The 25,006-nt window shown below is 70.8% G+C and carries 23 protein-coding genes and 1 pseudogene; 20 read left to right on the top strand and 4 right to left on the bottom strand.

From position 1 onward, the window contains the following. Positions 1–46 precede the first annotated feature (46 nt). The 16 genes and pseudogenes from prfA to HA039_RS10385 all read left to right on the top strand — a co-directional run bounded on the left by prfA (position 47) and on the right by HA039_RS10385 (position 15,051). Complete coding sequence (gene prfA / locus HA039_RS10460; RefSeq protein ID WP_167036547.1) at positions 47–1,126, top strand: peptide chain release factor 1; 1,080 nt, start codon at positions 47–49, stop codon at positions 1,124–1,126. 121 nt (positions 1,127–1,247) lie between these two features. Continuing rightward, positions 1,248–2,087 carry a peptide chain release factor N(5)-glutamine methyltransferase gene (gene prmC / locus HA039_RS10455; protein ID WP_208298783.1) on the top strand — a complete coding sequence of 280 codons (840 nt, stop codon included), beginning with the start codon at positions 1,248–1,250 and terminating at the stop codon, positions 2,085–2,087. A gap of 55 nt (positions 2,088–2,142) precedes the next feature. After that, entirely contained in the window at positions 2,143–2,790 is a 648-nt protein-coding gene (locus tag HA039_RS10450; RefSeq protein WP_167027120.1) for an L-threonylcarbamoyladenylate synthase, read from the top strand. Continuing rightward, positions 2,787–3,452, top strand: coding sequence for an arsenate reductase/protein-tyrosine-phosphatase family protein (locus HA039_RS10445; protein WP_167027117.1), 666 nt, complete (start codon positions 2,787–2,789; stop codon positions 3,450–3,452). The genes HA039_RS10450 and HA039_RS10445 overlap by 4 nt, the downstream gene beginning before the upstream one ends. 93 nt (positions 3,453–3,545) lie before the next feature. After that, positions 3,546–4,826, top strand: coding sequence for a serine hydroxymethyltransferase (locus HA039_RS10440; RefSeq protein WP_167027114.1), 1,281 nt, complete (start codon positions 3,546–3,548; stop codon positions 4,824–4,826). A 132-nt stretch (positions 4,827–4,958) separates the two neighbouring features. After that, on the top strand, positions 4,959–6,302 hold the full coding sequence (locus tag HA039_RS10435; RefSeq protein WP_208298578.1) for an MraY family glycosyltransferase: 1,344 nt from the start codon (positions 4,959–4,961) through the stop codon (positions 6,300–6,302). 273 nt (positions 6,303–6,575) lie between these two features. Beyond that, entirely contained in the window at positions 6,576–7,013 is a 438-nt protein-coding gene (locus HA039_RS10430; protein WP_167027108.1) for a Cg1360 family ATP-synthase-associated protein, read from the top strand. Between the two features lie 213 nt (positions 7,014–7,226). Beyond that, positions 7,227–8,063, top strand: a pseudogene (gene atpB, locus HA039_RS10425) (F0F1 ATP synthase subunit A); the annotation flags it as partial. Between the two features lie 150 nt (positions 8,064–8,213). Further along, the gene (gene atpE / locus HA039_RS10420) at positions 8,214–8,444 is read left to right on the top strand and encodes an ATP synthase F0 subunit C (RefSeq protein WP_167027102.1); all 231 of its coding nucleotides are present in this window, start codon (positions 8,214–8,216) and stop codon (positions 8,442–8,444) included. 42 nt (positions 8,445–8,486) lie between these two features. Then, positions 8,487–9,044: a F0F1 ATP synthase subunit B gene (locus tag HA039_RS10415; protein ID WP_243869327.1), complete on the top strand. Its 558-nt coding sequence runs from the start codon at positions 8,487–8,489 to the stop codon at positions 9,042–9,044. Next, entirely contained in the window at positions 9,041–9,856 is an 816-nt protein-coding gene (locus HA039_RS10410; protein WP_167027099.1) for a F0F1 ATP synthase subunit delta, read from the top strand. Before HA039_RS10415 ends, HA039_RS10410 begins: the two co-directional genes overlap by 4 nt. Positions 9,857–9,993: 137 nt before the next feature. Further along, positions 9,994–11,586, top strand: coding sequence for a F0F1 ATP synthase subunit alpha (atpA, locus tag HA039_RS10405; protein WP_167027096.1), 1,593 nt, complete (start codon positions 9,994–9,996; stop codon positions 11,584–11,586). A gap of 20 nt (positions 11,587–11,606) precedes the next feature. Continuing rightward, a complete protein-coding gene (locus HA039_RS10400; protein ID WP_167027093.1) occupies positions 11,607–12,524 on the top strand; it encodes a F0F1 ATP synthase subunit gamma in 918 nt (305 codons plus the stop codon). Continuing rightward, the gene (gene atpD, locus HA039_RS10395; protein WP_167027090.1) at positions 12,524–13,966 is read left to right on the top strand and encodes a F0F1 ATP synthase subunit beta; all 1,443 of its coding nucleotides are present in this window, start codon (positions 12,524–12,526) and stop codon (positions 13,964–13,966) included. The genes HA039_RS10400 and atpD overlap by 1 nt, the downstream gene beginning before the upstream one ends. A 134-nt stretch (positions 13,967–14,100) precedes the next feature. Continuing rightward, positions 14,101–14,475 (top strand): F0F1 ATP synthase subunit epsilon, encoded by a 375-nt coding sequence (locus HA039_RS10390; protein WP_167027087.1) that lies wholly within the window; start codon positions 14,101–14,103, stop codon positions 14,473–14,475. A 129-nt stretch (positions 14,476–14,604) separates the two neighbouring features. Further along, a complete protein-coding gene (locus tag HA039_RS10385; RefSeq protein ID WP_167036538.1) occupies positions 14,605–15,051 on the top strand; it encodes a DUF2550 domain-containing protein in 447 nt (148 codons plus the stop codon). A 131-nt stretch (positions 15,052–15,182) separates the two neighbouring features. On the opposite strand, the gene HA039_RS10380 is transcribed toward HA039_RS10385, so the two are convergent. The 3 genes from HA039_RS10380 to HA039_RS10370 all read right to left on the bottom strand — a co-directional run bounded on the left by HA039_RS10380 (position 15,183) and on the right by HA039_RS10370 (position 19,165). Then, a complete protein-coding gene (locus HA039_RS10380; RefSeq protein ID WP_167036536.1) occupies positions 15,183–16,955 on the bottom strand; it encodes a glycoside hydrolase family 18 chitinase in 1,773 nt (590 codons plus the stop codon). A 234-nt stretch (positions 16,956–17,189) separates the two neighbouring features. Then, positions 17,190–17,852 carry a response regulator gene (locus HA039_RS10375; protein ID WP_167027084.1) on the bottom strand — a complete coding sequence of 221 codons (663 nt, stop codon included), beginning with the start codon at positions 17,850–17,852 and terminating at the stop codon, positions 17,190–17,192. Next, a complete protein-coding gene (locus tag HA039_RS10370; RefSeq protein WP_243869324.1) occupies positions 17,849–19,165 on the bottom strand; it encodes a sensor histidine kinase in 1,317 nt (438 codons plus the stop codon). Before HA039_RS10370 ends, HA039_RS10375 begins: the two co-directional genes overlap by 4 nt. A 237-nt stretch (positions 19,166–19,402) precedes the next feature. On the opposite strand from HA039_RS10370, the gene HA039_RS10365 reads away from it, so the two are divergent. Further along, entirely contained in the window at positions 19,403–19,966 is a 564-nt protein-coding gene (locus tag HA039_RS10365) for a hypothetical protein (RefSeq protein ID WP_167027078.1), read from the top strand. Positions 19,967–19,996: 30 nt separating this feature from the next. On the opposite strand, the gene HA039_RS10360 is transcribed toward HA039_RS10365, so the two are convergent. After that, the gene (locus HA039_RS10360) at positions 19,997–20,569 is read right to left on the bottom strand and encodes a cob(I)yrinic acid a,c-diamide adenosyltransferase (RefSeq protein WP_167027075.1); all 573 of its coding nucleotides are present in this window, start codon (positions 20,567–20,569) and stop codon (positions 19,997–19,999) included. A 225-nt stretch (positions 20,570–20,794) separates the two neighbouring features. Between HA039_RS10360 and HA039_RS10355 the strand changes: the two genes are divergently transcribed. From HA039_RS10355 to HA039_RS10345, 3 genes are all read left to right on the top strand, one after another. Beyond that, entirely contained in the window at positions 20,795–21,643 is an 849-nt protein-coding gene (locus tag HA039_RS10355) for a 3-hydroxyacyl-CoA dehydrogenase family protein (RefSeq protein WP_167027072.1), read from the top strand. A 144-nt stretch (positions 21,644–21,787) separates the two neighbouring features. Then, positions 21,788–22,111, top strand: a complete 324-nt coding sequence (locus HA039_RS10350; RefSeq protein WP_167027069.1) for an STAS domain-containing protein — start codon at positions 21,788–21,790, stop codon at positions 22,109–22,111. A 283-nt stretch (positions 22,112–22,394) separates the two neighbouring features. Continuing rightward, on the top strand, positions 22,395–24,974 hold the full coding sequence (locus tag HA039_RS10345; RefSeq protein WP_167027066.1) for an ATP-binding protein: 2,580 nt from the start codon (positions 22,395–22,397) through the stop codon (positions 24,972–24,974). Positions 24,975–25,006: the final 32 nt, after the last annotated feature.

Genomic DNA, 25,006 nt, shown 5'->3' with positions numbered 1-25,006 from the left:
TTCGCAACCCGTGCGCAGCACTTTCGCATCAACCCAGGAGACCCCGATGTTCGAGGCGGTCGAGGAACTGATCGGCGAGCACGCCGATCTGGAGAAGAAGCTCGCCGACCCGTCGGTCCACCAGGACCAGGCCAACGCGCGCAAGCTCAACAAGCGTTACGCCGAGCTCACTCCGATCATCACCACGTACCGCTCCTGGAAGCAGACCGGGGACGACATCGGGACGGCCCGCGAGTTCGCGGTCGACGACCCCGACTTCGCCGCCGAGGTCAAGGACCTGGAGAAGCAGCGCGAGCAGCTCACCGAGAAGCTCCGCCTGCTGCTCGTGCCCCGCGACCCCAGCGACGACAAGGACGTCATCCTGGAGGTGAAGGCGGGCGCGGGCGGCGACGAGTCCGCGCTCTTCGCCGGCGACCTGCTCCGCATGTACCTGCGGTACGCCGAGCGCGTCGGCTGGAAGACCGAGATCATCGACGCCACCGAGTCCGAGCTGGGCGGCTACAAGGACGTCCAGGTCGCCGTGAAGACCAAGGGCGGCAACGGCGCCACCGAGCCCGGACAGGGCGTCTGGGCCCGGCTCAAGTACGAGGGCGGCGTGCACCGCGTGCAGCGCGTGCCCGCCACCGAGTCCCAGGGCCGTATCCACACCTCCGCCGCCGGTGTCCTCGTGACCCCCGAGGCCGAGGAGATCGAGGTCGAGATCAACCCCAACGACCTGCGGATCGACGTCTACCGCTCCTCGGGCCCCGGCGGCCAGTCCGTCAACACCACCGACTCCGCCGTGCGCATCACCCACGTGCCGACCGGCGTCGTCGCCTCCTGCCAGAACGAGAAGAGCCAGCTCCAGAACAAGGAGCAGGCCATGCGCATCCTGCGCTCGCGGCTCCTCGCCGCCGCGCAGGAGGAGGCCGACCTCGCCGCCTCGGACGTCCGTCGCAGCCAGGTACGCACGGTCGACCGCTCCGAGAAGATCCGTACGTACAACTTCGCGGAAAACCGGATCTCGGACCACCGCGTCGGCTTCAAGGCGTACAACTTGGACCAGGTGCTCGACGGGGAGCTGGACGCGGTCATCCAGGCCTGTGTGGACGCCGATTCCGCGGCCAAGCTCGCCGCCGCCCAGTAACCCGTCCCCGACCCACTCCCCGCCCCGACCACTCTCGCAGTCCGGAGGAACCAGCGTGCAGCCATCATCTGGGGGGCCCAGCGACCCTCAGCGGCTCCGCCGCGGGCCCGCACCCCGCAGTCTGCTGCTCGCCGAGGTGGCCCAGGCCACCCAGCGGCTGGCCGACGCGGGCGTGCCCTCACCGCGCTTCGACGCGGAGGAGCTCGCCGCCTACGTGCACAGCGTCAAGCGGGGCGAGCTGCACCACGTCAAGGACACGGACTTCGACGCCCGGTACTGGGAGGCCATCGCCCGCCGCGAGGCCCGCGAGCCGCTCCAGCACATCACCGGCCGCGCCTTCTTCCGCTACCTGGAGCTCCAGGTGGGCCCCGGGGTCTTCGTCCCCCGCCCCGAGACCGAGTCGGTCGTCGGCTGGGCGATAGACGCCGTACGGGCCATGGACGTCGTCGAGCCGCTCATCGTGGACCTCTGCTCGGGCTCCGGCGCGATCGCGCTCGCCATGGCGCAGGAGGTGCCCCGCTCGCGGGTGCACGCCGTGGAGCTGTCCGAGGACGCCCTCACGTGGACGCGCAAGAACGCCGAGGGGTCCCGGGTCACCGTGCACCAGGGAGACGCCCTCACGGCGCTCCCGGAGCTCGACGGACAGGTCGACCTGGTCATCTCCAACCCGCCGTACATCCCGCTCACCGAGTGGGAGTACGTGGCCCCCGAGGCCCGGGACCACGACCCGCAGATGGCACTCTTCTCCGGCGAGGACGGCCTCGACACGATCCGCGGCATCGAGCGCACCGCGCACCGCCTGCTGCGGCCCGGCGGGCTCGTCGTCGTCGAGCACGCGGACACCCAGGGCGGCCAGGTGCCCTGGATCTTCAGCGAGGAGTCCGGCTGGGCGGACGCCGCGGACCACCCCGACCTCAACAAACGCCCCCGCTTCGCCACGGCCCGCAAGGCCATGCCGTGAGCGCGCGGACCCCTGGCGGCACCCACAGAGCTTCGAAGAACGAGGAGTCAGGCTGATGGCACGGCGATACGACTGCAACGACGCGACCGACCGTACGACGGGTCTGCGTGAGGCCGCGTCGGCGATTCGCCGCGGTGAGCTGGTCGTGCTGCCCACCGACACCGTCTACGGCATCGGCGCGGACGCCTTCAGCGCCGAGGCCGTCGCCGACCTGCTCGACGCCAAGGGGCGCGGACGCAACATGCCCACCCCTGTCCTGATCGGCTCCCCGAACACCCTCCACGGCCTCGTCACGGACTTCTCCGAGCAGGCCTGGGAACTGGTCGACGCCTTCTGGCCGGGCGCGCTCACCCTCGTCGCCAAGCACCAGCCGTCCCTCCAGTGGGACCTCGGCGACACCCGGGGCACGGTCGCCATCCGCATGCCGCTGCACCCCGTCGCCATCGAACTGCTCACGGAGGTCGGCCCGATGGCCGTCTCCAGCGCCAACCTCACGGGACACCCGGCTCCCGAGGACTGCGACGCCGCCCAGGAGATGCTCGGGGACTCCGTCTCCGTCTACCTCGACGGCGGCCCGACGCCCGGCATCGTCCCGTCCTCGATCGTGGACGTCACCGGCAAGGTCCCCGTGCTGCTGCGGGCCGGTTCGCTCGACGCGGCCGAGCTCCGCAAGGTGGTACCCGACCTCGAGGTGGCCAATTGACCGCCCCTGAGGGGCGTGGCATAGCGGAGACCGCATACACCGGCAGCAACATCGACACCTTCCGCATCCTCCACGTCAGTACCGGCAACGTCTGCCGCTCGCCCATCACCGAGCGGCTGAACCGGCATGCCCTGAGCGTCCGCCTCGGCGCGCGCCTCACCGACGGGCTGATCGTGGAGAGCGCGGGCACCTGGGGCCACGAAGGGGCCCCCATGGAGTCCAACGCCGAGGCGGTCCTCGCCGACTTCGGCGCCGACGCGTCCGGGTTCGTCGGCCGCGAACTCCTCGACGAGCACGTCATCCGGGCCGACCTCGTCCTCACCGCGACCCGCGACCACCGCGCCCAGGTGATCTCGATGGGGCACTCCGCGGGGCTGCGCACCTTCACCCTCAAGGAGTTCACCCGGCTGGTACGGGCCATAGACCCGGCCACCCTGCCCGACCCGCTGGACGAGGGCATGGTGGAGCGCGCCCGCGCCCTGGTCCGCGCCGCGGCGGCGCTGCGCGGCTGGCTGCTGGCCCCGAGCGCGGAGGCCGACGAGGTCTACGACCCGTACGGCGCCCCCATCACGTTCTTCCGCTCGATCGGCGACGAGATCAACCAGGCGCTCGACCCGGTGGTCACGGCACTCACCGGCGTACCGGCCCGGCGCGTCCCCTAGGGCCTGTCGGGCCACGTCCGCGCCGGCGGGCAGCCGCGCGGCCCCAGGCCTACATTGGAGGGCAAGCACCGCTCCCGAGGCCCGGAGCCCGTCATGCCGGTCGTCCACCACGCACCCACCCCCACCCCCGTGCCCGCGTACGCGCCCTCGTACGAACGGCTCCTGCGCCAGGATCCCGAGATGGCCGAGGTGATTCTCGGGGAGGCGCGCCGGCAGGCCGACAGCCTCCAGCTCACCGCCGCCGAGAACATCACCTCGCCCGCCGTGCTCGCCGCCCTCGGCTCCCCGCTCGCCAACAAGTACGCCGAGGGCTACCCCGGCGCCCGCCACCACGGCGGCTGCGAGCTGGTCGACACCGCCGAGCGCATCGCCGTGGACCGCGCGAAGGCCCTGTTCGGCGCCGGGCACGCCAACGTGCAGCCGCACTCCGGGTCCGCCGCCGTCCTCGCGGCCTACGCCGCGCTGCTGCGCCCCGGTGACACCGTCCTCGCCCTGGGACTGCCGTACGGCGGGCACCTCACCCACGGCGCCCCGGTGAACTCCTCCGGCCAGTGGTTCCACTTCGTCGGGTACGGGATCGACGAGCGCACCGGCCTCGTCGACCTGCCGCAGGTGCGCGCCCTGGCCCGCGAGCACCGCCCCCGGGCGATCGTCTGCGGCTCGATCTCGTACCCCCGCCACCTCGACTACGCGGCCTTCCGCGCCGCTGCCGACGAGGTGGGCGCCTACCTGATCGTGGACGCCGCGCACCCGATCGGCCTGGTCGCCGGGGGAGCGGCGCCCAACCCGGTGCCGTACGCGGACGTCGTGTGCGCCACCACGCACAAGGTACTGCGCGGCCCGCGAGGCGGGATGGTCCTGTGCGGCCAAGAGCTGGCGGAGCGGGTCGACCGCGCGGTGTTCCCCTTCACGCAGGGCGGCGCGCAGATGAACTCCGTCGCGGCGAAGGCCGTCGCGTTCGGGGAGGCGGCGACCCCCGCGTTCAGCGCGTACGCCCACCAGGTCGTGGCGAACGCGCGCGTGCTCGCCGGCGCGCTGGCCGCCGAGGGCTTCCTGATCACCACGGGCGGCACGGACACCCACCTGATCACCGCGGACCCCGCCCCGCTCGGCGTGGACGGCAGGACGGCCCGCGGCCGCCTCGCCGCCGCGGGCCTGGTCCTGGACACCTGCGCCCTGCCGTACGCGCGGGGGCGCGGCATCCGCCTGGGCACCGCCGCCGTGACCACGCAGGGCATGACGGAGCCCGAGATGGCGGCGATCGCCGTGCTGTTCGCGGAGGCGCTGCGCGAAGGCGCCGAGAACCGGCGCGACGTACGCGCCCGGGTGCGGGAACTGGCCGAACGCTTTCCGCCGTACGGCCCCCTTTCCTGAATGGAATTGGTGTCGACAGGAAGCCGTGCAACCATCTGCCAGAACCGTGTGTCCTCCTCCCGGGGGGACGCGGTATCCGCCCGCGCTTCCGGTGCGGGCTAATGTGTGGTGCTCAGATGGCCAGCGATTCCTGTGGGGCAGCCTGTGCGTGATTACCTGCTGACGCTCTGTGTGACGGCCGCGGTGACCTACCTGCTGACCGGCCCGGTGCGGAAGTTCGCGATCGCGGTCGGGGCGATGCCGGCGATCCGCGCCCGTGACGTGCACCGGGAGCCGACACCGAGACTCGGCGGGATCGCCATGTTCCTCGGGCTCTGCGCGGGACTGCTCGTCGCGGACAACCTCCAGAACCTGAGCGGGGTCTTCGAGCGCTCCAACGAGCCGCGCGCCCTGCTCTCGGGCGCCGCGCTGATCTGGCTGGTCGGGGTCCTGGACGACAAGTTCGAGATCGACGCGCTGATCAAGCTCGGGGCGCAGATGATCGCCGCCGGTGTGATGGTGATCCAGGGCCTCACGATCCTGTGGATCCCCGTCCCGGGTGTCGGCACCGTCGCGCTCACCGCCTGGCAGGGCAATCTGCTGACCGTCGCGCTGGTGGTCATCTCGATCAACGCGGTGAACTTCGTGGACGGCCTGGACGGCCTCGCGGCCGGCATGGTGTGCATCGCGGCGAGCGCGTTCTTCCTCTACTCGTACCGGCTGTGGGTCGGGTACGGCATCGAGGAGGCCGCCCCCGCGACGCTGTTCGCCGTCATCCTCATGGGGATGTGCCTCGGGTTCCTGCCCCACAACATGCATCCCGCGCGGATCTTCATGGGTGACTCGGGCTCGATGCTCATCGGCCTGGTGCTCGCCGCGGGCGCGATCTCCATCACCGGCCAGGTCGACCCGGACCGCCTGTACCTGTTCGCCGGCTCCGAGCGGGAGGCCACGCACGAGATGCTGCCGGTCTTCATCCCGCTGCTGCTGCCGCTGACGATCATCGCGATCCCGTTCGCGGACCTGGTGCTGGCCATCGTGCGCCGTACCTGGAACGGCCAGTCGCCGTTCGCGGCGGACCGCGGCCATCTGCACCACCGGCTGCTGGAGATCGGGCACTCGCACAGCAGGTCGGTCCTGATCATGTACTTCTGGTCCGCGCTGATCGCGTTCGGTGTGGTGCTCTACTCGGTGCACTCGGCGGCGATGTGGATCCTGCTGCTGATCGTGCCGCTCAGCGCGGTGGGTCTGGTGCTCCTGCTGCTGCCGCGGTTCACACCGCGGGCGCCGCGTTGGGCGGAGTCGTTCGTCCCGCCCCGTTACCGGCGCCGCAAGCGGGCGGAGATCACGGTGGAGGACATCGTGCCCGGACTCGCCGCCGACGCACGGGAGATGCCCGGGGAACGCACGCCTGTTCCCGCCGGCGTCAACGGCGCGACTGCGCTCGGCGCTCGTTCGCGTCTTCCTGAACGCGGCAAGGCCGGGTCCCGGCGATGACACTTTTCCATTTACCGCACTGAGGTCCAATACCACACAACGCGCCCATTTCAGCAATACACATGGGCGCGCCCACTCTCACGTGTGACAGGTAGCACACCACCTGGGTAAAGACCTCATCAAATAGTTTGTGATACTGTTCACGAGACCCGGCGACAGAGCCGAAGGACCGTAGTGCGACGGTTCGTTGGCCCGAGAAACCTTCTCTCGGACCGGGCCTACGCTCGTCCATGACGACACCATCTGCCCCACCCAGCAAGCGGAGCTGCCGCCATGCCGTCCCACGACGTCCGGAACCTCCTTCACACCGCCGTGCCCACTGCCGCCGCCGGTGCCGTCGCCGCTGTCGTCAGTGGTGTGGTCGCCGGTGGAAAGGGAGCTCTGGGCGCGGGTGTCGGCGCGCTGATCGTGATCCTGTTCATGGGGATCGGGCTCGTGGTGCTCGAACGGACGGCGAAATCGCTGCCGCACCTGTTCCAGGCGATGGGCCTGATGTTGTACACAGCCCAGCTGTTGCTGCTGTTCATCTTCATGGCCGCGTTCAAGAACACCACACTGTTCAATCCGAAAGCCTTCGCCGCCACGCTCGTCGCGGCCACCCTGGTGTGGATCGGCGCTCAGGCGCGTGCTCACATGAAGGCCAAGATCCTCTACGTCGAACCCGAATCCTCGAAGGGCAGCGCGCCCCAGAAGTCGGGGTCCTCGACGTGAGGGGTAGGGCCGGGATAAGCGACTGTTCGGGACCCTGCTATCGTCCGGTGCCAACTGCGGCATTGCGGGCGCGGGCATCCGAGCTGACGCCTGTTGTTTCGACGCGAGGCTCGAAACCCGACCGCCGCTCCCCCATCCGTTCCACCTGTCCAGTGCCGAACCGCGGCTCAGCGCCGCGCCGACACAACGAGGTTGCCGTACCTATGCGCCATGCTGAAGGAGCCCGCGGTGAGTGCTGACCCGACGCAGGTGCTCGCCTTCGAGACCGACTGCCACATCTTCGACGGGTGTGGTTTCCCGGCACCCGGCCTGCACTCGTTCCTGTTCAAGCCCCTGATCGGGCACGGGGGCACCGGCACCAGCTGGTACTTCGACAAGACCATGCTGCTGGCCGTCCTGGGCTCGATCATCATCGTCGTCTTCTTCTGGGCGGCCTTCCGGAAGCCGAAGCTCGTCCCGGGCAAGCTCCAGATGGTGGCCGAGGCCGGTTACGACTTCGTCCGCCGCGGCATCGTGTACGAGACGATCGGCAAGCGCGAGGGCGAGAAGTACGTTCCCCTCGTCGTCTCGCTGTTCTTCTTCGTCTGGATGATGAACCTCTGGTCGATCATCCCGCTCGCCCAGTTCCCGGTGACGGCGATCATCTCGTACCCGGTCGGGCTCGCGCTGATCGTCTACGTCCTCTGGGTGTCGCTGACCTTCAAGCGCCACGGCTTCGTCGGCGCCCTCAAGAACTTCACCGGGTACGACAAGTCGCTCGGCCCGGTGCTCCCGCTGGCCATGGTGATCGAGTTCTTCTCGAACCTGCTGGTCCGGCCCTTCACGCACGCGGTGCGACTGTTCGCGAACATGTTCGCCGGCCACACGCTGATCCTGCTGTTCACGATCGCCAGCTGGTACCTGCTGAACGGCATCGGCATCGCCTACGCCGCCGTCTCGTTCGTGATGGTCCTCGTGATGACCGCCTTCGAGCTCTTCATCCAGGCGCTTCAGGCGTACGTGTTCGTCCTGCTGACCTGCACCTTCATCCAAGGTGCGCTCTCGGGTCACGGTGACGACCACGCCGACCACGCTGAGCCGGCCCGCGAGAAGCAGGCCGTGCTCGCCGAGGCCCACTGATCGTCCCTCCCTTACCCCCGCTCCCGTTATTTGTCCGGTGGCCAACCCCCACCGGTCCGTGAAAGAGAAGGAAGAACTGGCATGTCCCAGACTCTTGCTGCCGTATCCGGTTCCATCGGCTCCGTCGGCTACGGCCTCGCCGCCATCGGCCCCGGCGTCGGCGTCGGCATCATCTTCGGTAACGGCACCCAGGCCCTCGCCCGCCAGCCCGAGGCGGCCGGCCTCATCCGCGCCAACCAGATCCTCGGTTTCGCGTTCTGTGAGGCGCTCGCCCTCATCGGTCTGGTCATGCCGTTCGTCTACGGCACCTGATCTCCAGATCCGCCGCAGATCCACTAGACGAAAGGCACTGATGTGAGCCATCCCCTGGTTCAGCTCGCGGTCGAGGAATCGGAAAACCCGCTGGTTCCCCCGATCCCCGAACTCATCATCGGCCTGCTCGCCTTCATCATCGTCTTCGGTTTCCTCGCCAAGAAGCTCCTCCCGAACATCAACAAGGTTCTCGAAGAGCGTCGCGAGGCCATCGAGGGCGGCATCGAGAAGGCCGACGCCGCCAAGGCCGAGGCCGAGAGCGTCCTGGAGCAGTACAAGGCGCAGCTCGCCGAGGCCCGCCACGAGGCCGCGCGTCTCCGGCAGGAGGCGACCGAGCAGGGCGCCGCGATCATCCAGGAGATGAAAGCGGAAGGCCAGCGGCAGCGCGAGGAGATCATCGCCGCCGGTCACGCGCAGATCGAGGCGGACCGCAAGGCCGCGGCCGGCGCCCTGCGCCGCGACGTGGGCAAGCTCGCCACCGATCTCGCGGGCAAGCTCGTCGGCGAGTCCCTGGAGGACTCCGCCCGGCAGAGCCGCACGATCGACCGCTTCCTCGACGAGCTCGAGGACGGCGCGTCCAAGACGGAGGCCACACGATGAACGGAGCTAGCCGCGAGGCGCTGGCTGCCGCTCGTGAGCGTCTGGACGCGCTGACCGACAGCACGTCGGTCGACGCCGTGAAGCTCGCGGACGAGCTGGCCGCCGTCACGGCGCTGCTCCAGCGCGAGGTTTCGCTGCGCCGGGTCCTGACCGACCCGGCGCAGGACGGCGAGGGCAAGGCCGGGCTGGCCGCGCGACTGCTGGACGGGCAGGTGGGCGGTACGACCTCCGACCTGGTGTCCGGCATGGTCCGCTCCCGCTGGTCCCAGCCGCGCGACCTGGTCGACGCGGTGGAGGAGCTGTCGGCCGTCGCCGACCTCACCGCCGCCCAGCGGACCGGCTCGCTGGACAACGTGGAGGACGAGCTGTTCCGGTTCGGCCGGATCGTCCTCTCCAGCCCCGACCTCCGCGCCGCGCTGACCGACCGGTCGGCGACGGTCCAGGCCAAGACCGCGCTGCTCAGGACCCTGCTCGGCGGCCGCGCCGAAGCGGTGACCGAGCGCCTGGTCGTACGACTCGTGGCACAGCCGCGTGGACGTAGCCTGGAAGCGGGTATCCACACCCTGTCCAGGATCGCCGCGGAACGGCGCGACCGGCTGGTCGCCGTCGTCACGTCGGCGGTCCCGCTCAGCGACGGCCAGAAGCAGCGCCTCGGCGCCGCACTGGCGAGGCTTTACGGCCACCCGATGCACCTGAACCTCGACGTGGACCCCGCGGTCCTCGGCGGGATCTCGGTACGGGTCGGCGACGAGGTCATCAACGGCACGATCGCGGACCGTCTCGACGAGGCGGCCCGGCGACTGGCCGGCTGACCCGCACCACCGCAGAACAGCAGGACGAGCGGCCCGGTTGGGCCGTGCAGAGATTGCAGAAGATTCCTGGGGGTCGCCCCCAGACCCGCAGACCCCCAAAGAAACTTCGGGCCCAACAAGGAGAGCAGGGAACCCAGATGGCGGAGCTCACGATCCGGCCGGAGGAGATCCGGGACGCGCTGGACACCTTTGTCCAGTCGTACCAGCCGGACGCGGCCTCGCGCGAGGAGGTCGGTACGGTCAGCGTGGCCGGCGACGGTATCGCCAAGATCGAGGGACTTCCCTCGGCCATGGCGAACGAGCTGCTGAAGTTCGAGGACGGCACCCTCGGTCTCGCCCTCAACCTCGAGGAGCGCGAGATCGGTGCCATCGTCCTCGGCGAGTTCAGCGGCATCGAGGAGGGGCAGCCGGTCAGTCGTACCGGCGAGGTCCTCTCCGTCGCCGTCGGCGAGGGGTACCTGGGTCGCGTCGTCGACCCGCTCGGCAACCCGATCGACGGCCTCGGCGAGATCGCGACCGACGGCCGCCGCGCCCTCGAACTGCAGGCCCCTGGCGTCATGGTCCGCAAGTCGGTGCACGAGCCGATGCAGACCGGCTACAAGGCCGTCGACTCCATGGTGCCGATCGGCCGTGGCCAGCGACAGCTGATCATCGGTGACCGTCAGACCGGCAAGACCGCTCTTGCCGTCGACACGATCATCAACCAGCGCGACAACTGGCGCTCGGGCGACGTGAACAAGCAGGTGCGCTGCATCTACGTCGCCATCGGCCAGAAGGGCTCCACCATCGCGTCCGTGCGCGGTGCGCTGGACGAGGCCGGCGCGCTGGAGTACACGACCATCGTCGCGGCCCCCGCGTCCGACCCGGCCGGCTTCAAGTACCTGGCGCCGTACACCGGCTCGGCCATCGGCCAGCACTGGATGTACCAGGGCAAGCACGTCCTGATCATCTTCGACGACCTCTCGAAGCAGGCCGACGCGTACCGCGCCGTGTCCCTGCTGCTGCGCCGTCCGCCGGGCCGCGAGGCCTACCCGGGCGACGTCTTCTACCTGCACTCGCGTCTCCTGGAGCGCTGCGCGAAGCTCTCGGACGACCTGGGCGCCGGTTCGATGACGGGTCTGCCGATCGTCGAGACGAAGGCCAACGACGTCTCGGCGTTCATCCCGACCAACGTCATCTCCATCACCGACGGCCAGTGCTTCCTGGAGTCCGACCTGTTCAACGCCGGCCAGCGGCCCGCGCTGAACGTCGGTATCTCGGTCTCCCGTGTCGGTGGCTCCGCCCAGCACAAGGCCATGCGCCAGGTGTCGGGACGACTGCGCGTGGACCTCGCCCAGTTCCGTGAGCTGGAGGCGTTCGCGTCCTTCGGTTCCGACCTGGACGCGGCGTCCAAGGCGTCGCTCGCCCGTGGCCAGCGCCTGGTCGAGCTGCTGAAGCAGTCGCAGTACGCGCCGATGCCCGTCGAGGAGCAGGTCGTCTCCGTGTGGGCCGGCACCACCGGCAAGCTGGACGAGGTACCGGTCCTGGACATCCGCCGCTTCGAGTCGGAGCTGCTGGAGTACCTGCGCCGCGAGCGCAAGGACCTCCTCACCAGCATCGCCGAGGGCGGCAAGATGTCCGACGACACGATCCAGTCGATCGGCGACGCGATCAGCGCCTTCAAGCAGCAGTTCGAGACCTCGGACGGCAAGCTGCTCGGCGAGGACGCCCCGGCCGGCGCGGCCAAGTGACGACGGAAGGGACCTGACTCATGGGAGCCCAGCTCCGGGTCTACAAGCGTCGCATCAAATCCGTCACCGCGACCAAGAAGATCACCAAGGCGATGGAGATGATCGCCGCCTCGCGCATCGTCAAGGCGCAGCGCCAGGTGGCGGCCTCCACCCCGTACGCGACCGAGCTGACCCGCGCGGTCACCGCGGTCGCCACGGGGTCGACGACCAAGCACCCCCTGACCACCGAGGCCGAGTCCCCGGTCCGGGCCGCGATCCTGCTCGTCACGAGCGACCGCGGACTGGCCGGCGGCTACTCCTCGAACGCCATCAAGGCGGCGGAGCGGCTCACCGAGCGGCTCCGCGGTGAGGGCAAGGAGGTCGACGCGTACATCGTCGGCCGCAAGGGTGTCTCGTACTACGGCTTCCGTGAGCGCGAGGTCACGGAGTCGTGGACGGGCTTCACCGACAACCCGACGTACGCGGACGCCAAGAAGGTCGCGGCTCCGCTGATCGCGGCCGTCCAGCAGGACACGGCCGAGGGCGGCGTGGACGAGCTCCACATCGTCTTCACCGAGTTCGTGTCGATGCTGACCCAGACGCCGGTGGCGAACCGGCTGCTGCCGCTCAGCCTCGACCAGGCGGCCGAGGAGGCGGGCACGAAGGGCGAGATCCTTCCGCTGTTCGACTTCGAGCCGTCGGCGGAGGACGTCCTCGACGCCCTGCTGCCGCGGTACGTCGAGAGCCGTATCTACAACGCGCTGCTCCAGGCCGCCGCTTCCAAGCACGCGGCCACCCGACGCGCGATGAAGTCGGCGACCGACAACGCCGGGGATCTCATCAAGAGCCTCTCCCGGCTTGCCAACGCGGCCCGCCAGGCCGAAATCACCCAGGAAATCAGCGAGATCGTCGGAGGCGCGAGCGCCCTCGCCGACGCGACCGCGGGGAGTGACAACTAATGACGACCACTGTTGAGACGGCCGTAACCACGGGCCGCGTCGCCCGGGTGATCGGCCCGGTCGTCGACGTGGAGTTCCCCGTCGACGCGATGCCGGAGATCTACAACGCGCTGCACGTCGAGGTCTCCGACCCGGCCGAGGCAGGCAAGAAGAAGGTCCTGACCCTCGAGGTCGCCCAGCACCTGGGTGACGGCGTGGTCCGGGCCATCTCGATGCAGCCCACCGACGGCCTGGTCCGCCAGGCCCCGGTGACCGACACGGGCTCGGGCATCACGGTGCCGGTCGGCGACATCACCAAGGGCAAGGTGTTCAACACCCTCGGTCAGATCCTGAACGAGCCCGAGGCCGAGTCGCAGATCACGGAGCGCTGGCCGATCCACCGCAAGGCCCCGGCCTTCGACCAGCTCGAGTCGAAGACCGAGATGTTCGAGACCGGCCTGAAGGTCGTCGACCTGCTGACCCCGTACGTCAAGGGCGGCAAGATCGGTCTGTTCGGAGGTGCGGGCGTCGGCAAGACGGTCCTCATCCAGGAAATGATCATGCGTGTCGCCAAGCTGCACGACGGTGTGTCCGTCTTCGCGGGTGTCGGCGAGCGTACGCGTGAGGGCAACGACCTCATCGACGAGATGACCGAGTCGGGCGTCCTGGACAAGACCGCGCTGGTCTTCGGCCAGATGGACGAGCCGCCGGGCACCCGTCTGCGGGTCGCCCTGTCCGCCCTGACCATGGCGGAGTACTTCCGCGATGTGCAGAAGCAGGACGTGCTGCTCTTCATCGACAACATCTTCCGTTACACCCAGGCCGGTTCCGAGGTCTCCACGCTGCTCGGCCGTATGCCGTCCGCGGTGGGTTACCAGCCGACCCTGGCCGACGAGATGGGTGTGCTCCAGGAGCGCATCACCTCGACGCGTGGTCACTCGATCACCTCGATGCAGGCGATCTACGTCCCCGCGGACGACCTGACCGACCCGGCCCCGGCCACGACCTTCGCGCACCTCGACGCGACGACCGTGCTGTCGCGTCCGATCTCGGAGAAGGGCATCTACCCGGCGGTGGACCCGCTGGACTCGACGTCCCGCATCCTGGACCCCCGTTACATCTCGCAGGCGCACTACGACGCGGCCAGCCGCGTCAAGGGGATCCTGCAGAAGTACAAGGACCTCCAGGACATCATCGCGATCCTCGGGATCGACGAGCTGGGCGAGGAGGACAAGCTCGTCGTCCACCGTGCCCGTCGTGTCGAGCGCTTCCTGTCGCAGAACACCCACGCCGCCAAGCAGTTCACCGGCGTGGACGGTTCGGACGTGCCGCTCGACGAGTCGATCACGGCGTTCAACTCGATCTGCGACGGGGACTACGACCACTTCCCCGAGCAGGCGTTCTTCATGTGCGGTGGCATTGAGGACCTCAAGGCCAACGCCAAGGAGCTCGGCGTCTCCTGACCCGGTCTTCCGACCTGGCGGACGCTCGGAGGGGGGCGGGTCGACCTGCCCCCCTCCGGCGCATCCTCCGGTACCCCATAGAATCAATTCCAACACCCGGCCGCAGGGCCGGGTGGTGACCCGAGGAGCCACCCTTGGCTGCTGAGCTGCATGTCGAGCTGGTCGCCGCCGACCGTAGTGTCTGGTCCGGCGAGGCCACCCTGGTCGTCGCGCGCACCACGTCCGGCGACATCGGCGTCATGCCCGGTCACCAGCCACTGCTCGGTGTGCTGGAATCGGGCCCGGTGACCATTCGTACGAGTGGCGGCGACACCGTCGTCGCCGCGGTGCACGGCGGGTTCATCTCGTTCGCCGACAACAAGCTCTCGCTGCTGGCGGAGATCGCCGAGCTGGCGGACGAGATCGACACCCAGCGCGCGGAGCGTGCGCTGGAACGCGCGAAGTCCGACGACGACGACGCCGCCGAGCGGCGCGCCGACGTACGGATGCGTGCGGTGTCGGCGCGCTGACAAGCGCTCCGGCACAACGGTTCCACCCTCAGCCGCGGCCCTGGCTGGACTTCCAGACCGGGTCGCGGCTGAGGCGATGCGGGTGCGGTTCTGGGTCCGGTACTGGATAGGGCGAGGAGGTCGGTGGTGATGGTCCTCGCTCTGCTCGTAAGCGGACTGGTCGTCGTACTGGTGGCGGTGGGGCTCTTCGTCTTCGGTCTGCGCCGGCGGTTGATCCAGCGCTCCGGAGGGACCTTCGACTGCAGTCTGCGCTGGGACGTGCCGGAGGAGATCGACCTCTCCGGCAAGGGCTGGGTGTACGGGGTCGCCCGCTACAACGGCGACAGCGTCAACTGGTTCCGCGTCTTCTCGTACGCCCCCCGCCCCCGCCGCACCCTGGACCGCGCGTCGATCGAGGTGACGGCCCGCCGCGGCCCGCAGGGCGAGGAGGAACTCGCGCTGCTCTCCGACGCGGTGATCCTCGGCTGTGCGCACCGGGGCGTCCGGCTGGAGCTGGCGATGAGCGAGGACGCGCTCACGGGCTTCCTGGCCTGGCTGGAGGCCGCGCCTCCCGGCCAGCGGGTGAACGTGGCGTAGAGAGCCTGGGCGCGGGGCCCGGGGCCGGTCCGGCCCGGGGCTCCGGTACCGTACCGGGACAGGGTGAAGGGGGCGGCGCTCGAAGCGCCGCCCCCTTCAGTCATGCGGGTGTGTCACGAACCGGGTCGGTCCTACTGGAGACCGTTGCTGATCGCCGTGACCAGTTCGCCGTTGGCGGTGTCACCGGTGAAGTCCCAGAAGAACGCGCCTCCCAGGCCCTGCTGCTTGGCCCAGGCCATCTTGCCCGCGACGGTCGCCGGGGTGTCGTAGCTCCACCAGTTCGAGCCGCACTTGGAGTACGACGTCCCGGCGATGGTGCCGGTGGGCGGGCAGGTGTTCTTGAGGACCTTGTAGTCCTCGATGCCCGCCTCGTACGTGCCGGGCGCCGCGCCCGTCGCCGTGCCGCCCGGGGCGGCCTGCGTGACGCCGGTCCAGCCGCGGCCGTAGAAGCCGATGCCGAGCAGCAGCTTGGCCGCCGGGACGCCCTGCGCCTTGAACTTGGCGATCGCGTCGGCCGAGGTGAAGCCCTGCTGCGGGATGCCGGTGTAGGAGGTCAGCGGGGAGTGCGGCGCCGTCGGGCCCGCCGCGTTGAAGGAGCCGAAGAAGTCGTACGTCATGACGTTGAACCAGTTCATGTACTGGGCAGCGCCGGCGTAGTCCGTCTGCTCGATCTTGCCGCCGGCCGAACCGTCGGCCGTGACGGCCGCGGTGACCAGGTAGTTCGGGCCGAACTTCGCCCGCATGGCCTGCATCATGTTCTTGAACGCGTTCGGGCCGCTGGCGTCGCAGGACAGACCGCAGGAGTTCGGGTACTCCCAGTCCAGGTCGATGCCGTCGAAGACGTCGGCCCAGCGGGGGTCCTCGATGAGGTCGTAGCAGGACTGCGCGAACGCGGTCGGGTTCTTCACGGCGTCCGTGAAGCCGCCGGACCAGGTCCAGCCGCCGAAGGACCAGAGAACCTTGATGTTCGGGTTCGCGGCCTTGAGCTTGCGCAGCTGGTTGAAGTTGCCGCGCAGCGGCTGGTCCCACGTGTCGGCGACACCGTCGACGGCCTGGTCGGCGGTGTACGCCTTGTCCGTCGCGGCGTACGCGTCACCCATGACGCACTTGCCGCCGGTGACGTTGCCGAAGGAGTAGTTGATGTGCGTGATCTTCGAGGCGGAACCGGAGCTCACGATGTTCTTGACGTGGTAGTTCCGGTCGTAGACGCCCCACTCGGTGAAGTACCCGAGCTTGATCTTGCTGCCGGTACCGGGGGTGCCGGGGTCCGTGGAGCCGCCGGTGGTGCGGACCGCGCGGGCGCCGCTGACGGGGCCCACCTGGTCGATGGTGTCGCGGGCCTGGACGGTGTACGAGTAGTCCGTGCCGGCGGTGAGGCCGGTGTTGGTGTACGAGGTGCCGGTGACCGTGGCGACCTTCGTGCCGTTACGGAAGACGTCGTAGTTCTTGATGCCCTTGTCGTCCGTCGCCGCCGACCAGTTCAGCGTGACCGCCGTGTTGGTGATGTTGCTGGCGGTGGGGGTGCCGGGGGCCGAGGGCAGCGCGTCGCCGGGGACGCTCGGGCCGCCGTCGCAGGAGGCGCCGTTGAGCTTACAGCCGGAGGGCGATCCCGAGCCGGTGCCGTTGAAGCCGAAGGTGACGGACGCGCCGGGGGCCAGCGTGCCGTTCCAGGTCTTGTTCTTGCCCGTCCAGTGGTTGGCCGAGCCGGTGACGTCCGCGTCCCACGCGGAGGTCACGGTGGTGCCGGCGGGGAAGTCCCACTCGACGGTCCAGGAGGAGAGGGTCGTGGTGCCGGTGTTCTTCACCGTCCACCTGCCCTCGAAGCCCGAGCCCCAGTCGGAGGGCTTGGAGAAGGTGGCCGTGGCCGACGTGGCGGCTTCGGCGGGGGCGGCGAGCCCGACCATGGCGGCCAGGGGCAGGAGCAGCGCGGTGAGGCCCGCGACGGCTCTCGATCTGAACCTGTTCTTGAGAGCAGGTGGGATGTTCAAAGGTGCTCCTCGGTGGAGTGAGTACCGGACAATTCGGGGGTGGTCCGTGCACTGGGCACACCACGTCGGCTCACCGCAGTGTGTGCGGTGAGAGTAGGAAGGTCTGGACCAATCGTCAATAGGTCCAGACCACCGACGGTGATAGGTGGGCTACACACCCAACTCCTGCGCGAGCATGGCCGCTTGGACCCGGCTGCGCAGCGAGAGCTTGCCCAGCACCCTGCTGACGTGCGTCTTCACCGTCGCCTCCGCCATGTCGAGGCGTACCGCGATCGCAGCGTTCGACAGCCCGTCGCCCAGGCACGAGAGCACTTCACGCTCTCTGCGGGTAAGCGCTTCCAGTACGGCCGGGTCCGCCGCGCTCCCCGCACGCGCCGCCGTGGAGGACGCCGTGGGGGACGCGAACTCCGCGATCAGGCGGCGCGTGACGGCCGGTGCGATCAGACCCTCGCCGCGGGCCACCGTCCGTACCGCCGTGAGCAGGTCCGCGGCCTCGGTGTGCTTCAGCAGGAAGCCCGCCGCCCCGGCCCGCAGCGCCCCGAAGACGTACGCGTCCAGGTCGAAGGTGGTCAGCACCAGCACGTCCGCGAGCCCCTCCTCGACCACCCGCCGGGTCGCCGCCACCCCGTCGAGACGCGGCATCTGCACGTCCATCAGCACCAGGTCCGGCCGGAGTTCACGCGCCAGGGCCACCGCCTCCTCGCCGTCCGCGGCCTCGCCGACCACCTCGATGTCCGGCGCGCTGCCCAGGATGAGGACCAGCCCCGCGCGGACCGCCGACTGGTCCTCGGCCACCAGCACCCGGATCGTCATCGCCCCTCCCGTACTTTCCCGGCGTTCCTGGCGCTCCCGGCGGCTCCGAGAAGCCCGGCGGTCCCGGTGATCCGGGTGGTCCCGGTGGTCCCGGTGGTCCCGGTGGTCCCGACGGGCACCCGGGCCCGTACCCGCCAGATCCTCCGCCCGCCGCCGTCGGTGACGGGCCCGGCCGCGAACACACCGTCCAGCAGCGCCACCCGCTCCCGCATCCCCACCAGACCCGCTCCCGAGCCGGGCGCCCGGGGTCCTGGCCGGTCCCCGTACAGACTCTCCACCGTTACGGTCAACTCCTCCGCGCCGTCGACCGGTTCGACGGCCAGCCCGACGAACACCCGCCCCGGAGAGGCGTGTTTGAGGGCGTTGGTCAGCGATTCCTGCACGATGCGGTACGCGGCCAGCTCGACCGGCGCGGGCAGCGCACGACCCCCGGGCAGCCCGTCGTCGAGGACGAACTCCAGCCCGCTGGCGGCCCCGTTGGTGCCCGCCTGCGCCAACAGGGAGTCCAGGGCGCGCAGGCTCGGCGCGGCGGCCGGCTCCGGGTCACCGCCGCCGCTGTCCCGCAGGATCCCGATCAGCCGGCGCATCTCCGCGAGGCCCTCCACACTGTTCTCCCTGATCACGGTGAGCGCGTCCCGGGTCGTGCGCGCGTCGTCCAGCGAGAGCGCGGCCGTGGAGTGGATCGCGATCGCCGACAGGTGGTTGGCCACCATGTCGTGCAGTTCGCGGGCCATCCTGGCGCGCTCGGCCGTCACCGCCTGGCTCCGGTCGATCTCCGCCAGCAACGCCACCTGCCGGGTCCGCAGCCGGGCCGTCTCCGCGGCGTCCCGGTGGTTGCGCACGAGGGCGCCCGTCGCGGCGGGCGTGAAGCCGACGACGCCGAGGGCGATCCCGATGAGCAGGGCGTCGGCCGTACGGAACCACGCGAGGAACCCGACCGTCGCCGCGATCGTGAGCAGACCCGTGACGCGCGGGACCCGGCGGGCGGCGGCCGGGGTCCCGTACAGGACAGCCGCGTACACGAGATCCGTGAACATCACGACGGTGGCGACGCTGCCCCGGGTGAACTGGTCCGCGACGAGGGCGAGCGTGCCGACGGCGAGGGCGGTCGCGGGCGCGGTCCTGCGGAGCGGCTCCATCGCGGCCATGACGACCACGGGCACCAGCACCCAGGCGCCGTTCCACAGGCGGGGCCCTTGGGTGTGGACCCCCGCCGCCCACAGCACGACGCCGCCCAGGAGCCCCGCCGAGGCGATCAACACGTCGTCGCGGTGCGGCCGGACGGCGCGGCCCGGGCGGAGGGAGGCGGTCATGCCTCCATGAAACACGGCGTGCGGGGTGGTGGCGTCGGCGTGCCGGGGGAGTGGCGGGTACATCGAAAGATGCAGTGGGGATTCGTCACCGGCGACGACGCCGGGGCGGCGGCCGGTCGGCAGGCTGGACGGTGTCGGGCCGGGGCGTATCCGTCGGGGTCGCGCTCGTCCGGGTCGTGCCCGTCCGGGTCGTGTCCGTGAGGCGCGCCGGCCCCCACCCCACCGAGAGGAACCCCCGTGATCGTCACCCTGATCATCGTCTGCGAGGTGGGCTTCTGGGTGCTGCTCGCCGCCGGCCTGGCGCTGCGGTACGCGGCGGGGAAGCGGCGCCTGGGGGCCGCGGTCCTGCTCCTGGAACCCCTGCTGGAGCTCGTCCTGCTGGTCGCCACGGCCGTCGACCTCAGGAACGGCGCCGCCCCGGACTGGAAGCACGGCCTGGCCGCCCTCTACCTCGGCTACACCGTCGCGTACGGGCACTACACGATCCGGTGGATCGACGGGCACGTCGCCCACCGCTTCGCCGGCGGCCCGCCCCCGCGCAGGCCGCCCCGCTACGGGACCGCCCGCGCCGCGCACGAGGCCAAGATGTGGCTCCGGACGCTGCTGGGCGCGGCGGTCGCGGTCGCCCTGCTCCAGCTCGCCGTCCTGTACGTCGGCGACGGGGGCGACACCGGCTCGCTGAGGCAGTGGCAGTTCACCGCGCTGCGGGCCGCCGGGATCCACGGCGTGATCGCCCTGACGTACACCCTCTGGCCGAAGAAGGAGCCGGCGGTCACGGCCGGCTCCCGCGAGGAGCGCTGAGCGCGGCGCCCCTCGGCGCCCCGCCCCGTCCTACCGCTCGCCGCCCGGCACCCAGAGCACGTCCCCGACCTCCTTGTTGGCCACCCTGGCCAGGATGAACAGGAGGTCGGAGAGGCGGTTCAGGTACGTCGCCGCCAGGGCGTTCATCGTGTCGCCGTGCACCTCCAGCGCCGCCCACGTCGAGCGCTCCGCGCGCCGCACGACCGTGCAGGCCTGGTGCAGCAGCGCCGCGCCCGGCGTGCCGCCCGGCAGGATGAAGCTGCGGAGCTTCTCCACCTCCTCCAGGAAGCGGTCGCAGTCCCGCTCCAGCTTGTCCACGTACGCCTGCTCGACCCGCAGCGGCGGGTACTCGGGCTCCGCCACCACCGGGTTGCACAGGTCCGCGCCCACGTCGAAGAGGTCGTTCTGGACGCGGACGAGGACCTTCACGATCTCCTCGGGCAGCCGGCCCAGCGCGATCGCCGTCCCGATGCAGGCGTTGGCCTCGTTCGCGTCGGCGTACGCGGCGATCCGCGGATCGGTCTTGGCCGTACGGCTCATGTCGCCGAGCGCCGTCGTGCCCTTGTCGCCGGTGCGGGTGTAGATGCGCGTCAGATTGACCATACGACCAGGGTAGTGAGGCCCCCCGAGGTGCTGCGCCGTACGGGGGACAACCCGCTCAAGTGCCCGGTACGGGGCCCCTGATGACCCCCTCCGGTGTGATGTCCGTCATGTGAGACGTGACGCGCATCTCTTCGCCGCCATCCGGCCGCCCGCGAACGCTAACCTCCGGCAGAGCACGCAAATGTAAACCCGGCGTTAAGACCGGGGCGATTCAAGGGGTGTGTCGTGGCCAGGAAGCTCGCCGTCATCGGGGCCGGACTCATGGGGTCCGGGATCGCGCAGGTCTCCGCCCAGGCGGGCTGGGACGTCGTCCTGCGTGACGTCACCGACGCGGCGCTGGCCCGCGGGATCGATGGCATCCGGGCCTCGTACGGCAAGTTCGTCGCCAAGGGCACCCTGGAGGAGGCCGACGCCGACGCCGCGCTGAGCCGGATCACCACCACCACCGACCTGGACGCCGTCGCGGAGGCGGACCTCGTGGTGGAGGCCGTGTTCGAGCGGCTGGACGTCAAGCACGAGATCTTCCGTCAGCTGGACAAGCTGGTACGGGACGAGGCCGTCCTCGCCTCCAACACCTCGGCCATCCCGATCACGAAGATCGCCGCCGTGACGGACCGTCCGGAGCGCGTCGTCGGCACGCACTTCTTCTCGCCGGTGCCGATGATGCGGCTGTGCGAACTGGTCCGCGGGTACAAGACCAGCGACGAAGCGCTCGCCACCGCGCGGGAGTTCGCCGAGTCCGTCGGCAAGACGTGCGTGGTGGTCAACCGCGACGTGGCGGGCTTCGTGACCACCCGGCTGATCTCCGCGCTCGTCGTGGAGGCGGCCAAGCTCTACGAGTCGGGCGTCGCGTCCGCCGAGGACATCGACACCGCCTGCAAGCTGGGCTTCGGACACGCCATGGGCCCGCTCGCCACGGCCGACCTGACGGGCGTCGACATCCTGCTCCACGCCACGGAGAACATCTACACCGAGTCGCAGGACGAGAAGTTCGCCCCGCCGGAGCTGATGCGCCGGATGGTGGACGCGGGTGACATCGGCCGCAAGAGCGGGCAGGGGTTCTACAAGCACTGAGCCGCACCGCCGTCGCGACCTCACCCCACCGGGTGAATTCGGTATCGGTTCGCTCACGGACGGCAACTTCCACGGCTGCGTGACAGTCAGTGGGGTGCGAGACCGAACAGGCCATGGAGCACTGAGCACTCTCGGGGAGCGCATATGCACATCAGGGGCGACCACGCCGAGCTGGTCGTCGAGGGCCGCCTCGACGTGCGCAGCGCGGCGGACGCCCGTACGGTCCTGCACTCGGCCGTCGACGGCGGAGCCGGCGACCTCGTGCTCGACCTCACCGATCTGGACTCCTGGGACGCCACGGGACTCGGCGTCATCATGGGGGCCCACCGACGGGCGGGACGGTGCGGGCGCAGACTCGTGCTGCGCAACGTCCCGCCGCAGATGCAGCGGCTGCTCGTGGCCACCCGGCTCCACCGCATCCTCGCGATCGAGGGCGGCATCGCGGCGGAGTCGCTGCCGCGGGTGTGAGGGGTCCGTTCCGGTGGGTGACGGACCGGCGGGTACGTCCGCCGGTGCGCGGCCCGCGCGCCGCCGCGCGCCGCACGTACTCCCCGATGCGCCGCACAATCCTCACGAGAACGTGACTTCCTGGGCAGGTCAGCACCCCGCCTGTTCGTAGATACTGTCCGGAGCCTAGGGTTTCGGCCGTCTGCGGATCGACCGACCCATGGAGCAGGCACCGGACCGGAGCGACAGACAAGCGTGCGAGGCCGGGGGGCAACCGCACGCCACGATCTGGGGGACTTTCACGATGGACCCGATGAGCCGGGGAGCGGAAGAACAACACGGCCACGACGGCGAAGGCGCCGCCGGGAGCGCCGACGAGCAGCGGCCGTCGCGTGAGCCCCTCACCCCACCCCAGGGACACATCAAGGGCGCGGGCGCGACCACGCCTGTCCCCGCCCGTACCGTCCAGCTGATATCGGGCGACTTCCTGCTCACCGTCAACCCGGTCGACGGCACGGAGATAGAGCCCTGCCCGCCGGGCCGCAAACCCGCCGCACCCATCCGGCGCAGCGCCACCGAGCGCACCGCCCTCCAGCGCGCCGGCCGCCCGCCCGTCCCGCCGGGGCCCGCCGCGCCGCCCCTCCCGCTCCTGGAGCGCGGCGCCGAGCACAAGGAACTGGTCGAGCTGCTCGGCCGCGGCCGTTCCGTACGACTCACAGGACAGCCCGGATCCGGCCGCACCGCGCTCATCGAGGCCGTCGGCGCCGAGTGCGCGGACCTCGCGCCGGACGGAGTCGTCCGGCTCTCCGGACACCGCCGCACCACCACCGAGCTGCTGTACGACCTGTACGCCGCCGTCTACCGCATCGAGCTCTCCCGCCCCGACCGGGCCGCCCTGCTCGAACGCGTCCACGGCATCGGGGCCGTCGTCCTCCTCGACGACCTGGAGATCGGCGGGGAGGCCCTCGACGAGCTGCTCGCCGCGACGCCCGAGTGCGCGTACCTGCTCGCCACCGCGCCCGAGGCCGACCCGCCGTCCGCCACCGCGCGCCTCCACGAGGTCCTGCTCGGCGGCATCGGCCGCGGGGGCTCGCTGGAAGTGATGGAACGCGCCGTCGACCGCCCCCTCACGGACGAGGAGGCGAACTGGGCGGGAGACCTCTGGTTCGAGTCCGAGGGGCTGCCCCTGCGCTTCGTCCAGGCGGGCGCGCTGCTGCGCCAGCGCGACGTCCTGCGCGGCGCGTCCGCCGAGGCGATCGACGACTTCGAGCCGTTCGCCGAGGCCACCGGGGACGTACCGCTCGTCGTGGGCCTCGGCACCGCCGACGGCTACGACCCGCCGCTGCCCACCGTCGGCGAGGGCGCCGCGCCCGCGGCCCTGCTCGCCTCCCGGCTGAGCGAGTCCGCCCGCGCCACCCTGCGCTTCGCCGTCGCGCTCGGCGGCGAGGTGCCGCACCAGGCGCACCTGCCCGCGCTGATCGGCGACACCCACGCGGACGCCGCCCTCGGCGAACTGATGGCGTGCGCGCTGATCTCGCCGGTCGGCACCCGCTACCGGCTGGCGACCGGCGTCGCCGTACAGCTGGAGGCGGAGGGGTACAGCGAGGACGCGGTGTCCCACGCCCACACGGCCGCCCAGCACTACGCCTGGTGGTCGGCGCACCCCTCGGTCACGCCGGAGCGCGCCGCCGCGGAGGCCGACGCGATCCTCGCCGCGATGGCGCCGCTGGTCACGAGCCCGGAGGCGGGGCACGCCAGCGCGGCGGTCCTGCTCGCCCGCAGCGCCGCGCCCGCGTTCCTGGCCGGGCTGCACTGGGGCGCCTGGGAGCGGGCCCTGCGGTCCGGCTCCGAGGCCGCCAGGCTGGCGGGGGAGGTCGCGGAAGAGGCGTACTTCCACCACGAGTTGGGCGTCCTGGCGCTGTGCGTGGGGAACCTGGAGCGGGCCCGCGCCGAGCTGGAGGCCTCGATCGGCATGCGGGGCGCGGTCGCCGACCGCAGCGGTACGGTCGCGGGGCGCCGCGCGCTGGCGCTGGTCACGGACCGCGAGGGCGGGCTGACCGGGATGCCGGGCCTGTCGGGCTTCGGGGTGCCGGGGAACGCGTTCGGCGCCCGTACGACCCCGGGCGACGCGCCGCCCACCACGCCCAAGGCGCTCGCGCTGGGCGGCGGCTCGGCGGGGGTGGCCGCTCTCCCCGCCCTGCCGTCGTCCGCCGGCAACAACATGCTGGTCACCCGCAACGACACCCCGGTCGGCGGCACCCCGACCGTCGCCGTCCCGCCCTCGGGGCGCGGCCGCCGACGCCGCGCGGTCTTCGGCGGGGCGCGCCGCAACCTGGTCGCCGCGGGCACGGGCGCGGTGCTGGCCGCCGTCCTGGGCACGGTCGTGACCCTGGGCGCGACGTCCAACAACGACAACAACCAGCTCGACCACGGGACGCCGGGCCAGTCGCTGGAGCCGGACGACGGCGACGGCGGCGTGCAGCAGGACCAGCCGGGAACGGGCTCGACCAACCGCCCCATCGGCGGCAACGCGGCGGCCCCGGGCGAAGCGGCCCCCCCGTCCCCCACCGGCACCGGCACCCCCTCGGGCACCCCCACCACCACGGACACCCCGTCCCCGACCACCAGCTCCACCTCGACACCCCCGGACGACGACCCGTCCACCCCCACCAAGTCGCCCACGAAGTCCCCGTCCCACCCGACGACCCCCTCGGACACCCCGAGCGAAACCCCGTCGGACACCCCCTCGGACACGCCCTCCGACCCGCCCAGCGAAACCCCGTCGTCGGACTCCACCCCACCGACGGCCAGCTCCTCCCAACCCAGCCTGAGCGCCGGCACCCCGACGAGCACCCAGACAACGCAGGGCGGCGTCATCGCCTGACCGGGCGGGTTGTCGGACTGGTGAGTCAGCCC

Origin of the sequence: Streptomyces liangshanensis, assembly GCF_011694815.1 — a bacterium.
GTDB classification, from domain to species: Bacteria; Actinomycetota; Actinomycetes; order Streptomycetales; family Streptomycetaceae; genus Streptomyces; species Streptomyces liangshanensis.
The sequence above is the reverse complement of the archived record's forward strand: the minus strand, read 5'-3'. Positions and strand labels throughout refer to the sequence as shown.